This window comes from Pseudoduganella sp. GW821-FHT11H04, assembly GCF_058807935.1.
Map to the genome: position 1 here is coordinate 70,926 of NZ_JBXARE010000012.1, position 12,295 is coordinate 83,220.

General features: G+C 61.1%; 17 protein-coding genes. 13 read left to right on the forward strand and 4 right to left on the reverse strand.

The features are described from left to right. The first annotated feature begins 10 nt into the window (after positions 1 to 10). Genes AC1RTP_RS22240 through AC1RTP_RS22260 form a run of 5 tightly spaced genes read left to right on the forward strand, consistent with a single transcriptional unit; the run spans position 11 to position 3,405 of the window. The gene (locus AC1RTP_RS22240) at positions 11 to 796 is read left to right on the forward strand and encodes an SDR family oxidoreductase (protein ID WP_498610545.1); all 786 of its coding nucleotides are present in this window, start codon (positions 11 to 13) and stop codon (positions 794 to 796) included. Between the two features lie 9 nt (positions 797 to 805). Beyond that, positions 806 to 1,801 carry an NADP-dependent oxidoreductase gene (locus AC1RTP_RS22245; protein WP_498610547.1) on the forward strand — a complete coding sequence of 332 codons (996 nt, stop codon included), beginning with the start codon at positions 806 to 808 and terminating at the stop codon, positions 1,799 to 1,801. A gap of 4 nt (positions 1,802 to 1,805) precedes the next feature. Then, positions 1,806 to 2,702, forward strand: coding sequence for an SDR family oxidoreductase (locus tag AC1RTP_RS22250; RefSeq protein ID WP_498610549.1), 897 nt, complete (start codon positions 1,806 to 1,808; stop codon positions 2,700 to 2,702). A gap of 13 nt (positions 2,703 to 2,715) precedes the next feature. Further along, on the forward strand, positions 2,716 to 3,138 hold the full coding sequence (locus tag AC1RTP_RS22255; protein ID WP_498610551.1) for a GNAT family N-acetyltransferase: 423 nt from the start codon (positions 2,716 to 2,718) through the stop codon (positions 3,136 to 3,138). A gap of 9 nt (positions 3,139 to 3,147) precedes the next feature. Next, entirely contained in the window at positions 3,148 to 3,405 is a 258-nt protein-coding gene (locus AC1RTP_RS22260) for a hypothetical protein (protein ID WP_498610552.1), read from the forward strand. Here the strand turns inward: AC1RTP_RS22260 and AC1RTP_RS22265 are convergent. The 3 genes from AC1RTP_RS22265 to ygfZ are packed head-to-tail and all read right to left on the reverse strand — an operon-like array spanning position 3,402 to position 5,529. Then, positions 3,402 to 4,238 carry an NRDE family protein gene (locus AC1RTP_RS22265; protein WP_498610554.1) on the reverse strand — a complete coding sequence of 279 codons (837 nt, stop codon included), beginning with the start codon at positions 4,236 to 4,238 and terminating at the stop codon, positions 3,402 to 3,404. The two genes, AC1RTP_RS22260 and AC1RTP_RS22265, sit on opposite strands and share 4 nt — an antisense overlap. After that, the gene (locus tag AC1RTP_RS22270) at positions 4,229 to 4,519 is read right to left on the reverse strand and encodes a DUF4936 family protein (protein ID WP_498610555.1); all 291 of its coding nucleotides are present in this window, start codon (positions 4,517 to 4,519) and stop codon (positions 4,229 to 4,231) included. Before AC1RTP_RS22270 ends, AC1RTP_RS22265 begins: the two co-directional genes overlap by 10 nt. 2 nt (positions 4,520 to 4,521) lie before the next feature. Continuing rightward, the gene (gene ygfZ, locus AC1RTP_RS22275) at positions 4,522 to 5,529 is read right to left on the reverse strand and encodes a CAF17-like 4Fe-4S cluster assembly/insertion protein YgfZ (protein WP_498610557.1); all 1,008 of its coding nucleotides are present in this window, start codon (positions 5,527 to 5,529) and stop codon (positions 4,522 to 4,524) included. A gap of 105 nt (positions 5,530 to 5,634) precedes the next feature. Between ygfZ and mltG the strand changes: the two genes are divergently transcribed. Genes mltG through AC1RTP_RS22305 form a run of 6 tightly spaced genes read left to right on the forward strand, consistent with a single transcriptional unit; the run spans position 5,635 to position 10,318 of the window. Then, complete coding sequence (gene mltG / locus AC1RTP_RS22280) at positions 5,635 to 6,624, forward strand: endolytic transglycosylase MltG (RefSeq protein ID WP_498610559.1); 990 nt, start codon at positions 5,635 to 5,637, stop codon at positions 6,622 to 6,624. A 3-nt stretch (positions 6,625 to 6,627) separates the two neighbouring features. Continuing rightward, positions 6,628 to 7,242, forward strand: coding sequence for a dTMP kinase (gene tmk / locus AC1RTP_RS22285; RefSeq protein WP_498610561.1), 615 nt, complete (start codon positions 6,628 to 6,630; stop codon positions 7,240 to 7,242). Then, positions 7,239 to 8,258 carry a DNA polymerase III subunit delta' gene (locus tag AC1RTP_RS22290; protein WP_498610563.1) on the forward strand — a complete coding sequence of 340 codons (1,020 nt, stop codon included), beginning with the start codon at positions 7,239 to 7,241 and terminating at the stop codon, positions 8,256 to 8,258. Before tmk ends, AC1RTP_RS22290 begins: the two co-directional genes overlap by 4 nt. 12 nt (positions 8,259 to 8,270) lie before the next feature. Further along, positions 8,271 to 8,648 carry a PilZ domain-containing protein gene (locus AC1RTP_RS22295; RefSeq protein ID WP_498610565.1) on the forward strand — a complete coding sequence of 126 codons (378 nt, stop codon included), beginning with the start codon at positions 8,271 to 8,273 and terminating at the stop codon, positions 8,646 to 8,648. Between the two features lie 3 nt (positions 8,649 to 8,651). Further along, positions 8,652 to 9,158, forward strand: a complete 507-nt coding sequence (locus AC1RTP_RS22300) for a GNAT family N-acetyltransferase (protein ID WP_498610566.1) — start codon at positions 8,652 to 8,654, stop codon at positions 9,156 to 9,158. Then, positions 9,155 to 10,318, forward strand: a complete 1,164-nt coding sequence (locus AC1RTP_RS22305; RefSeq protein ID WP_498610568.1) for a tetratricopeptide repeat protein — start codon at positions 9,155 to 9,157, stop codon at positions 10,316 to 10,318. Before AC1RTP_RS22300 ends, AC1RTP_RS22305 begins: the two co-directional genes overlap by 4 nt. Before the next feature lies 1 nt (position 10,319). On the opposite strand, the gene AC1RTP_RS22310 is transcribed toward AC1RTP_RS22305, so the two are convergent. Next, positions 10,320 to 10,634, reverse strand: coding sequence for a hypothetical protein (locus AC1RTP_RS22310; RefSeq protein ID WP_498610570.1), 315 nt, complete (start codon positions 10,632 to 10,634; stop codon positions 10,320 to 10,322). Between the two features lie 126 nt (positions 10,635 to 10,760). Between AC1RTP_RS22310 and AC1RTP_RS22315 the strand changes: the two genes are divergently transcribed. Both AC1RTP_RS22315 and AC1RTP_RS22320 read left to right on the forward strand, forming a co-directional pair. After that, positions 10,761 to 11,540, forward strand: coding sequence for a TatD family hydrolase (locus AC1RTP_RS22315; protein WP_498610572.1), 780 nt, complete (start codon positions 10,761 to 10,763; stop codon positions 11,538 to 11,540). Next, positions 11,540 to 12,217: an ankyrin repeat domain-containing protein gene (locus tag AC1RTP_RS22320; RefSeq protein ID WP_498610573.1), complete on the forward strand. Its 678-nt coding sequence runs from the start codon at positions 11,540 to 11,542 to the stop codon at positions 12,215 to 12,217. The genes AC1RTP_RS22315 and AC1RTP_RS22320 overlap by 1 nt, the downstream gene beginning before the upstream one ends. The last annotated feature ends 78 nt before the right edge of the window (positions 12,218 to 12,295 follow it).

Sequence of the window (12,295 nt, forward strand, 5' to 3'; positions counted from 1 at the left end):
GGAGACATTGATGCGCACCACCCAGGAACTGTTCGACCTCAAAGGCAAAACCGCGCTGGTGACAGGCGGCTCACGCGGCTTAGGACTGCAAATGGCGCTGGCGCTCGGCGAATTGGGCGCCAAACTGGTCATCACTTCACGCAAGCAGGCCGACCTCGATGAAGCAGCCGCGCTGCTGAAAGAAAACGGCGTAGAAGCCATCGCCATCGCGGCCGACCTGGGCAAGGAATCAGCCATCGACCCGCTGGTCGACGCTGCGCTTAATGCGTTGGGCGGCCACATCGACATCCTGGTCAACAACGCCGGCGCCACCTGGGGCGCGCCAGCCGAAGACTACCCACTGGAAGCATGGGACAAAGTCATGAACCTGAACGTGCGCAGCATCTTCCTCCTGTCGCAAGCCGTGGGGAAGCGCTCGATGATCCCGCGCCGCTCCGGCCGCATTATCAATATCGCATCGATCGCCGGCCTGGCGGGCAACAGCCCTGGGACCATGAAGACTGTCGCTTACAATACGTCCAAGGCGGCCTTGATCAACTTCACCCGCACACTCGCTGGCGAGTGGGGCGAGTACGGCATCAACGTCAACGCGCTGGCGCCGGGTTTCTTCCCGTCGAAAATCAGCGCCGGCGTGATCAAGGCCATAGGCGAAGAGAAGCTGACGGCGGCAGCGCCGCTGCAGCGCCTGGGCGGCGAGGAGGACTTGAAGGGTGCGGTAGCGCTGTTCGCCTCCGATGCCGGCCGGCACATCACTGGCCAGGTCCTTGCCGTCGATGGCGGGGTCTCGGCAGTCTAAGGAGTTTGCATGACCAAGTATCAACGCATCGTGCTGGCCTCGCGCCCGCGCGGCGTAGTCGTGCCGGAGAATTTCCGGCTCGAGGAAGTGGAAGTACCGGCACTGGCCGAGGGCCAGCTGCTGGTGCGTAACCATTACCTGTCGCTGGATCCGTATATGCGCGGCCGCATGAGCGAAGCGAAAAGCTACGCCACGCCGCAGCCGCTGGACCAGACCATGATCGGCGGTACCGTCGGCGAAGTGATTGAATCGCTTAACCCCGACTTCGCTGTCGGTGAGTTCGTGGCCGGCATGTTCGGCTGGGCCGAGATGGGTGTCTCCGACGGGGTAGACCTGCGCAAGATCGACGCCGGCGCCATTCCGGCCTCGGCCCATCTTGGCGTTGTCGGCATGCCAGGCATGACCGCCTGGTACGGCATGCACGAAATCCTGCGACCGACGCTGGGCGAGACGGTGGTGGTTTCCGCCGCCAGCGGCGCGGTGGGCAGCGCTGTCGGCCAATTGGCGAAGCTGGCAGGCTGCCGCGCGGTCGGCATCGCCGGCGGCAAAGCGAAGTGCGACTATGTGGTGGATGAGTTGGGCTTCGACGCCTGCGTTGACTACAAGGCCGGCAACCTGAAAGCCGACCTGGCCGCCGCCACGCCGAACGGCATCGACGCGATTTTCGAAAATGTGGGCGGCGAAGTATTCGATACCGCGCTTGGTCGTACCAATGCCTTCGCCCGAGTGGCCTTGTGCGGCCTGCTTGCCGGCTACACCGGCGCCGAAATCCCGATCCGCAATGCCAAGAAACTGCTGCTGAACCGCATCGCGCTGCGCGGTTTCATCGTCACCGAGCATATGGACCGCTGGCCGCAGGGCTTGACCGAAATGGGCCGGCTGGTCGCTGCGGGCAAGCTGAAATACCGTGAAACCATTTCCCAGGGCCTGGCCTCCGCGCCGGAAGCCCTTATCGGCCTGCTGCAAGGCCAAAACTTCGGCAAACAACTTGTGAAACTCATCTAAATCAATGAAAAATTTCCAGGGCAAGGTTGCAGTAATCACCGGTGGCGCCAGCGGCTTTGGCCGCGAATTTGCGCTGAAAGCTCACGCGCTGGGCATGAAACTGGTGCTGGCGGACGTCCAGCAGGACGCGCTCGATGCCACAGTGGCTGAATTGCGAGCTTCCGGCGCCCAGGTAGTCGGCCAGCGCTGCGATGTTCGCAAAGCGACCGAAGTACAGGCCTTGGCCGATACCGGCATGCGCGAATTCGGCGCCGTGCACCTTCTCTTCAACAACGCGGGCGTCGGCTTCGGCGGCCTGCTGTGGGAAGCCAGCGAAGCCGACTGGGATTGGGTGATGGGCGTGAACGTGCACGGCGTCGTGCACGGCGTGCGCATCTTTACCCCGTTGATGCTCGAATGCGCCAAGCGCGATCCGGATTACGAAGGCCACATCGTCAACACCGCCTCCATGGCCGGCGTCCTTTGTCCTCCGGTGATGGGCGTCTACAACGTATCCAAGCATGCCGTGGTGGCCCTGAGCGAAAGCCTCTATCACGACCTGGGGCTGGTGGATGCGCCAATCGGCGCTTCCGTACTGTGCCCGTACTTCGTCCCGACCGGCATTCACCAGTCGCACCGCAACCGCCCGGAAGACGCTCCAATGGAAGGCAAACCAACCGCCAGCCAGATGGCGGCGCAAGCCATGGTGAGCAAGGCCGTCACGTCGGGCAAGGTGTCCGCGCAGGACGTCGCGCAACTGACCTTCGACGCGATCGCCAGCGGCAAGTTCTACATCTTCACCCACCCGCAAGCATTGGACGGCGTGGCACAGCGCGCGCGCGACATGGTGGCGCAGGCCAATCCAGCCGACCCATACGCCGCCATGCCGCAAGTACGCGAGACCTTGCGCTCCATGTTGTGAGAGAATGCGCGGCATGACGACTTCTCTCCGCTTTGGCGATTGGGCCGCGATGCAGGCCGACGCAAAACCGATCCGCATGGAAGTCTTTGTGCGGGAACAGAATGTACCGGCCGATCTGGAAATGGACGCGAACGACGCTGTTTGCCTGCACGCCGTAGCCTACGGCGCCGACGGCCAGCCGCTCGGCACCGGACGCCTGCTGCCGGACGGGCATATCGGCCGCATGGCCGTATTGGGTAGCGCGCGCGGGCAGGGCGTCGGCGGCGCTATCTTGCAGGGCTTGATGGAGAAGGCGCGCAATCGCGGCGACAAGAAAGTAGTCCTCAGCGCCCAGATTCACGCGGCGGATTTTTACCTGGCTCACGGCTTCGCCAAGGCCGGAGATGTCTTCTACGAAGCAGGCATCGCCCACATCGAAATGCACTACGAATTCTAGGAGTTGAAAATGAAACGTTCGATCATCGCGCTCGGCGTCTGCGCCGTATTTGCCGCAGGCTTCCTGGCTGGTTCCGTCAGCCCATTCCAGACCGCGCAGGCCCAGGTAGGCGGCAGCAGCGTCACCTGGCCAGCGGCCGCTGCGGCGCCGGCTAGCGCCAACGGCGCTACCCATTTCTACGCCATCGACACCGGCACCCGCACTTTGATTTCCTGCACCCGCGTAAGCAAGGATAAGCCGACCTGCACGCGCGAGCAGCTGCCTTAACGGATTTGTACTTCGTGCAGTTCCGCCGGTGCGTCGGCGTATAGCTTGACGACGGTGGAGCTGCGCGTGCCGTAGTTCGGCGACTCGATCTTCACCGCCGACAGCAGGCGTTCCAGCTCAATCGGAACGCCGGTTTCCGGCAGTCGCATGTCCGGCGCACGAGCAGTGTCCGACAGCATCTCAAAGTAAGCATCCTCCGGTGCGCCCAGGCACAGCAAGCTGGCGAATTGCGCCTTCGTCTTCAGCACCTTCGGCCAGGCCGAGTCGAGCAGGGCGTTCGACAGGCCATAAATACCTGGCACCAAAGGCTGGCCATTACGCGGATCGTCATTTCCCTTGTTCGAATACCACACCAGCTCCTTGCCGTCGCAAAGGACCAGGTTGTAGCCGTTGTATTCGTGCGCACGCGGCGCGATCAGCGCTACGTACTCCTGCGCCGACATCGCACCCGCGAGGAAATCCGCCACCAGTTGGCCGCGTGAAGGCGCCAGCGGGTTGTGTTCCTGCGGATTGCGTACATTAGTAATCGCCGCGAAGCGCGAAGGCGCGGCGACCGCCAAGCGGTCCTGCTGCATGCCGTTCGGCGCATCGCTACCGCCGCATTCGGCTCGCAGGTCGGGCAGGGCGCCAGCCGCAGCCTCGCTGGCCGCCGTTGGGCGCGTGATGCCCATCCAGCTGCCGCCGGCTTTCAGATCGCGGCCCGCGTAAATGTGCGGCGCATCGGCCCAAGGGGCGGCCGGTGTTGTGTCGCGGTCATAGAATTCATCGCGGTTGGCGGCCGCAATCAGCGGCACCCCCGGCACTACCTGCCAGGCAAAAACGATCAGGCACATGGCGGCAAGTCCTCAAAAATCTCTATATGGCGCGGACCCTCGATCCACTGCGCCAGCCCAGCTCGCGCTACGGCCGCGTCGAGCGAGGCCAGAAACGCCTCGCCGCCGACCGCTGGATAAACCTCCATCCAGGTCTGCACGTCCTCAGCCGCCTGCGGGCGTCGTTTGAGCTGCGGCGCAATACCGTGCGCCGTTGACAATGCCGACTGCATGGCGATAACGGCCTCCTGCAGGCCAGCCGCATGCGCGGCCTGCACCTTGTAATACACGTAGAAGTCCATGGTCAGACGTCGAGCTTGTCCAGCGCGTAGGGCAGGGGCTTGAACTGCAAAGCCGGTCCGCTGGCCGATCCAAAGCGCACATCGCCTGCCTCCAGCGCGTCCAGCTTCATTTCCACCAATGCGTCAACGCCGCCCGCGCCGTTGGGCGCCGTATTAACCACCATGCCGCATGGCTGCTCGGGATCGGCAGGCGAAAACACTTCCGCGCCCGGCGTCACCGCTGCATCGGCAATCGAAACGAGCGCGGTTCGGCGCTTCAGTTTGCCCAGGTACTGGCTGCGCGCCACGATTTCCTGGCCTGGATAGCAGCCTTTTTTGAAATTGACGCCGCCCAGCAGCTCGAAATTCACCATCTGCGGCACGAATTGTTCCTGGGTGCCTGGGCCGACTTGCGGGACACCGGCATGGATCTCCGACAGGCGCCAGGCCTCATCGCCGCCCACGGCCAGGCGCTCTTTCAGCACGGGCGCCGCAACAGACGCAGTCTCGGCCGAAACCAGCCAAAGGTAGCGCGGCGCACCAAACGCATCGGCTACGCGCAGCACGGTGCCGAGCGCATGATCAATCTTGCTGAACGGCTTGGCCGGCAACACATCGAACCAGTTCTGCAGCACCGACTCGGCATCCGCGCCGCCGATTCCCAGCGTCACGTACTGGTCCGTCACGTCGGCCGGCTTCGTCTTGGCGCGCAAAATAAACATTTGCAAACGTTTCTGCACTGGTGGCTGGATCGCGCGCGGCAGCTGCAGGAAGATCGACTCTTCGGTCCGCCACATCAGGAAGGACGCCAGCATGCGCCCCTTGGGCGAGCAATAGCCGGCCAAGCGCACGTCGCCGAGGCCCAGGTGCTCTACATCATTGGTCAACTGGCTGTGCAGGAAACTGGCCGATTCTTCGCCGGTGAAGGCGATCAGGCCCTGGTCGCTCAGCGGCGCGACGAAGCCGGTCGCCAGCTGGGTTGGGGCCAGGATTTCTTGTTCCTGTGTCAAAACTTGATTCCAGTTATTCATAAATTCACATATCCTGACGGTGAGGCATTATCATTACGGGCTTCATTATAGTGATCCCGCGAAATTTGCGCCGGGTGTCCGGAATTTATCGAACAGGCATTCTAAATGGCGTTTTTAAGCAAGACGATTGGACTGGGTGTTTTGGCCGTAGCTGGCGCTGTGGGCGGTTTTGCCTGGTGGGCAGGTCAGCCTGTCATCAGCCAGGAACCGGCTATTGAATTCACTATCAGCAAGGGCAGTGGCGCTAGCGCTGCCGGCCAGCAGATTGCCGCCGCCGGTGTGCCGATCCAGCCGCTGATGTTTAACGTACTCACACGCGCGACCGGCAAGAGCAGCCAGCTCAAAGCTGGCACGTACGAACTCAAACCTGGCACAACCCCGTTGCGCCTGATCGACCAGCTGGTGCGCGGCGAATTTGCCCAGGAATCGCTGACCATCATCGAAGGCTGGACTTTCCGCCAGATGCGCCAGGCCATCGCCGCGCATACCGGCCTCAAGCACGATACCGCTGAGCTGAGCGACCGCGAGCTGATGGAGCGTATCGATCCCGACTTCAAGGACCCGGAAGGCCTGTTCTTCCCCGATACCTACTTGTTTGCCAAGAATTCCAGCGAACTAGCGATTTACCGCCAGGCCCACACCATGCTGATGAAGCGCCTGGGTGAAGCCTGGGAAAAACGGGTCTCGGGTCTGCCATATAAAACCCCGTACGAAGCCCTGACCATGGCCTCCATTGTCGAAAAGGAGACCGGCCAGAAGTCCGAGCGCAAGATGATTGCGGCCGTGTTCGTGAACCGCCTCAAGGTTGGCATGCTGCTCCAGACCGATCCGACCGTGATCTACGGTATCGGCCCCAAGTTCGACGGCAATATCCGCAAAAAGGACCTGGAAACCGATACGCCCTACAATACCTATACCCGGCTGGGCCTGCCGCCGACGCCGATTTCGCTGCCTGGCGTAGCATCGCTGACGGCCGCACTGGACCCGGCAAAATCCGGCGCGTTGTACTTTGTGGCGCGTGGCAATGGCACCAGCCAGTTCTCCGATAACCTGACCGACCACAACCGGGCGGTCAACCAGTACCAAAAACAATAAAGAATGACTAAGCGCGGCAAATTCATCACATTCGAAGGCATCGACGGTGCCGGCAAATCGACCCATATCCAGTTCGTAGGCGAATTGGTCAAGGCGCGCGGCCTGGAACTCGTCAGCTCCCGTGAACCTGGCGGCACCCCGCTTGGCGAGAAACTGCGGGAGCTGTGGTTGCATGAAGCCATGCACGTGGAAACTGAAACCCTGCTGGTCTTTGCCAGCCGGCGCGAACACGTGGCCCAGGTGATTGAACCGGGCCTGGCGCGCGGCGCTTGGGTGATTTCCGACCGGTTTACCGATGCCAGCTTCGCCTACCAGGGCGGGGGCCGTGGCCTGAGCCGTGAAAAGCTGGAGATCCTGGCGCATTGGGTGCACCCCGACCTGGAGCCTGACCTGACCATCCTGTTCGACGTGCCGCTGGAAGTGGCGCGCGCCCGCCTGGACGCCACCCGCGACCTGGACCGTTTCGAACGCGAAAAAGCTGATTTCTTCATGGCCACTCGCGCCGAATACCTGCGCCGCGCCGCCGAAGCGCCGCATCGTTTCCGCGTGATTGACTCCACGCGCAGCATCGCCGATATCCAGGCTGAACTCGCGCAAATTATCGGAGCGCTCGAGTGAGCGCGCAAATCTATCCATGGCAGGAAAGCGCCTGGCAGCAGCTGCAAACGCTGCGCCAGCGCATGCCCCATGCGATCCTCTTCCATGGCGCAGCGGGTATCGGCAAGGCTGACTTCATCGAGCAGTTCGCCCAGGCCCTGCTGTGTGAGAACGCTCGTCCGGACGGTCACGCTTGCGGCGAATGCCCAAGCTGCGGCTGGTTCCTCCAGCACAGCCATCCGGACTACCGCCGCGTGCGTCCTGAAGTGATGGAAGACGAGCCGGGCGAGGGCGAGGAGGGCGAAGACAAGAAAGCCGCCAAGAAGGCGCCTTCGAAAGAGATCAAGATTGAGCAGATTCGCGCACTGTCGGATTTCATGAATATTTCGACCCACCGCCAGGGTCTGCGTGTGGTCGTGCTATACCCGGCCGAGGCTCTGAATATGCCGGCCTCGAACGCCTTGCTGAAAACGTTGGAAGAACCGCCGCCTGGCACCGTCTTCCTGCTGTCGTCGAATGGCCTGGACCGCGTGCTGCCGACTATTCTGTCGCGCTGCCGCAAGTTCGCCATGCCGATGCCGGCCCATGACGAGGCGCTAGCCTGGCTCAAGCAGCAAGGCGTCCCGGATCCCGACAGTTGGCTGCGCGAGCAGGGCGGCTCGCCGTTGTCGGCGGCAGCTGCCTCCGAAACAGGCAATCGCGAGGAATTGGACGTATTCTTGCAGTACCTGGCCCGCCCGAGCGTGGAAGGAGCTTTGAAAACTGCCGATAAATTGCAGAAAGTACCTTTGACTGCATTGGTATCGTGGCAACAGCGCTGGCTTTATGACCTGTTTTCGTACAAACTTGCAGGAAACATCCGTTATTATCCACGTTACCAGCGTGAGCTGGCTGGACTGGCGGACAAGGTGAATATCAGCCGCCTGATGGGAGCGATCAAGGGCGCCAATGAGCGCCGCGCGACCTCCGATCACCCACTCTCGCCGAAATTGTTTATTGAAGATATGCTTCTTGACTACACTGCTTGCTGTAGCTGAAGAAAGGAAAAAATGAGCGCAAGCCCTACCGATCCGAGCGCCGTCGCCATCAACCGGCCGACGGTACTGTCACTGGCAATCAAGGAAAAGGCTGCCCTGTACGCGGCCTATATGCCGTTCTTGAAAAATGGCGGCATGTTCGTGCCGACCCAAAAGCCATACAAGATTGGTGACGAAATTTATCTGTTGCTGACCCTGATGGACGATCCAAATAAGTACGCGATCGCCGGCAAGGTAGTCTGGATCACTCCGACGGGCGCAGCCAATAACAAGACCCAGGGCATCGGCGTGCATTTCCCGGAAGACGAAACCGGCACCCGTACCCGCCTGCGAATCGAAGAAATCCTGGGCGCCGCTCTGCGCTCGTCCCGCGCCACACACACGCTTTGATTGATGACGAAGTTCCGCCACCGCCTTGCCACGCTTGACGACCTGCCGACCATCGTCGCCATCTACAACAGCACGATCGCCTCGCGTGAAGTGACGGCCGATACCGAGCCGGTATCGGTCCAATCACGCTTGCCATGGTTCCACGATCACCAGCCTGGCCGCCGTCCGTTGTGGGTGATTGAAGAAGCCGACTGTGACGGCATCATCGGCTGGATTTCCTACTCCAACTTCTACGGCCGCCCGGCTTATTCCGGCACCGCTGAAGTCTCAATCTATATCGACGAAGCCTGGCGCGGCAAAGGCGTTGGCCGCTACGCACTGCAGGAAGCCATCGATTTCGCGCCGCAGGTCAATGTGCACACCGTGCTCGGTTTCATCTTTGGCCACAACAAGCCATCGCTGGCGCTGTTCGAAAAGTTTGGCTTCGAAACCTGGGCCAATCTCCCGCGCGTCGCCAACCTCGACGGCATTGAGCGCGACCTGATCATCCTCGGCAAGCGCGTCGCATGAAGTGGCTGGCCACGGTATTGCTGCTGGCAATGCAGGCTGCCCACGCCGACATACTCGGGAATGAAGCGACACAGCGCCTGGTAAAGGAAGGTCAGGCCCTCGCGACTCAGGGACAGTACCAGGACGCCATTGCAAAGTTCAAGGCGGCTAGTGAAGCCTCCCCCAAGGCCTCCTCCCCCTATTCCTCCCTGTCCTTCATGCTGTTTTCCTTGGTGGCGGGTGATAAGCGGCCCGAAGCGGAAAAACAGCGTATGGAGGCTGCCGCTTGGGCGCAGAAAGCGCTTGAGCTGGACAATTCCGATCCTCTGGCAAATGAGGTGATGCGCGGCCTTAACGATGAGGGAGAGCCGCCATTGAACGAACCCTCGGCCCGAGGTGCTTCCATGTTCAGGGAAGGCGAAGCCTTATTCCATCAGGGGAAATATGAGCAAGCCCGGGCCAAATATCGTGAAGTGCAGCAGATTGATCCGAAGTTTTCTCCTGCCTTTGTGATGGAAGGTGATGCCTATTTCGTTGAAAAGAACTGGACTGCTGCAGAATTCCTGTTCCAGCGCGCCGCAGAAATTGAGCCACTGAATGCGCAGGCATGGCGCTTCCTGGCCGACGCGCGCTCTCGTCTGGATGATTATGTCGGCACCGTGCATGCGGCAATCCAGGCCGTAGCCGCAATGCCAAACCAGAAGGGCAATTGGGATCGGATTGACCAATTGCGTAAGGCGGGTGGCAAGCCGCTGACAAGCCTGAATATCCAGCGCCGCGTGAGGGCCAGCCGTGAGGGGGATTCCGTGACGGTAGAAACGGCACGGATGTTCAACACCGATAAATCCAAGGAAAGCGCGGACTACTCCGTCTGGCTTACCTTCGCGTTGCAAGAAGTACTTGAAGGACGCAACGAGACCAAGGGGACGCCATTCGAGCGCGATTACGCTTGCTGGAAGGCTGCCATGGAAGTTGCTGCCGATATGGAGCGCAACCAGAAGCTTGAGCTGACACTGCCGGACTTGAAGATCCTCCGAAAACTGGATCAGGAAGGCTTTTTGAATGTAGGCGTCATGCTCCTGATGTACCGGGAAGCATACCGCCCAGAGCTCGAAGCCTGGAAAGCGGCGAATCCTGACGGCGTAAGGCAATTCATCACGCAGTTCGAGTTGCGCCCCTGATTCACCAGGCGCCGGCCAGACGCGCGATAATTCCGAGTATCAGTGCCAAGATGGAAAGCAAGGCGCTGAAGGTCCAGCGGAATCCGCGCTGCATTTCCTGACGTAGTTCGCTGATCGCGCGCTCGCGCGTCTCGCGCTCCTCTGCAAAACCTCGTTCCATGCTGCCCCGCAATTCGGTCATCGCAGCGCGTTGTTCTGCAAAGCCGCGCTCCATCGATGCGCGCAACTCGGCCTGCCCTTGTAACAGGAGGCACTGAGTTTCTTTTAGTGCGGCAATTTCTGCCTCGGCTTTCGACATACGTTCCTCGATATCCATGCCGCCTCCGCTTCGCTATTTCGCTACTTTGGCCTAGCGACTGCCAGGCGGTTTTGACCTTGGACAGGGTTTATCCGGAAAAGTTCAAAAAAAACAGGCTTGGCCCGGCCGGTATACAATGCCGGGATGTTTATTGATTCCCACTGCCATATCGACTTTCCGGAGCTGTCCGCCCGGATGCCTGAAATCCTCGCCAAGATGGCGGAAAACAAAGTCAGCCATGCGCTTTGCGTGTCGGTAGACTTGCCTGATTTCCCGCGCGTCCTGGCGCTGGCCGAGCAATATCCGCACATCTTTGCCTCCGTTGGCGTCCACCCGGATTATGAAGACACGCCGGAGCCGACCGTGGAGCAACTGGTCGAGCTGGCAAAGCACCCCAAGATCGTCGCCATCGGCGAGACCGGCCTCGACTACTACCGCCTGGAAGGCGACCTGGAATGGCAGCGCGAGCGCTTCCGCACCCACATCCGCGCCTCGCGTGAGACCCGCAAGCCGCTGATCATCCACACCCGGTCAGCCTCGGAAGACACCATCCGCATCATGCGCGAAGAGGGCGCCGGCACCGATAAAGGCGGCGTAGCCGGCGTCATGCACTGCTTCACCGAATCGCTGGAAGTCGCGCGCGCCTCGATGGAGCAGGGCTTCTACATCTCTTTCTCCGGCATCGTTACCTTCAAGAGCGCCAAAGAACTGCAAGCCGTAGCGCTGGAAGTGCCGCTCGAACGCATGCTGATCGAAACAGACTCGCCATACCTGGCGCCCGTGCCATATCGCGGCAGAATGAATGAGCCGGGCTATGTCGCTCATGTGGCAGAGTTCATCGCGAAACTGAAGGGCGTTTCGGTCGAGCAGGTCGCCGAGCAAACCAGCGCCAACTTCTTCGAACTGTTTAAGGCAGCCGCCTGATGCTGAAGCGCCGCGCAGTACTCGCCCTGATGGCCAGCGCCGCGCTGGCGCTGGCCTCCGTGCCCACGGCGGCGTACGCCGCAACGGATGCGGAAGCCGACGCAGTCACTTTCTTCCGCGCCATCCAGCTGGATGACGATGTTGCCGTGAAAGCCGTCCTGGCCCGGGGCCTCGATCCGAACGTTCGCGAACCTGGCCGCGGCGAAACCGGCCTGATTGTCGCCATGCGCTATGACGCGATGAAGATCGCCAACCTGCTGCTGGCCCATCCCAAGCTGAAAATCGACGAACAAGCCCCGAACGGCAACACCGCCCTGATGATGGCGGCTTTTCAAAAAAACAAGAATGCCGTTCTGACAATGCTGGCTAAAGGAGCCCAGGTCAATCGCCCCGGCTGGACCGCTTTGCATTACGCCGCCGCTGCCGGCGATCTCGGCATCATGAAGCTGCTGCTCGACCGCTCCGCTTACATCGACGCAGGGTCGCCGACTGGTACGACGCCCCTGATGCTGGCCGCCCGCGAAGGCCAGGAAGAAGCTGTCCAGCTGTTGCTGGAAGAGGGGGCCGACGCCTCCCTGAAAGACCGCGCCTGGAAAGAAAATGCGGCCGAATTCGCCATGCGCGCCCAAAAACCATGGATCGCCGAGCAGATCCGCCGCTATCCCGGCCGTAAATAGAGCCGTATTTCCCTTTCATATCGTGCAAATGGCGCAAGCCAGTTGGGGCGACAATTCAATCGTCGAAAACCCACTGCG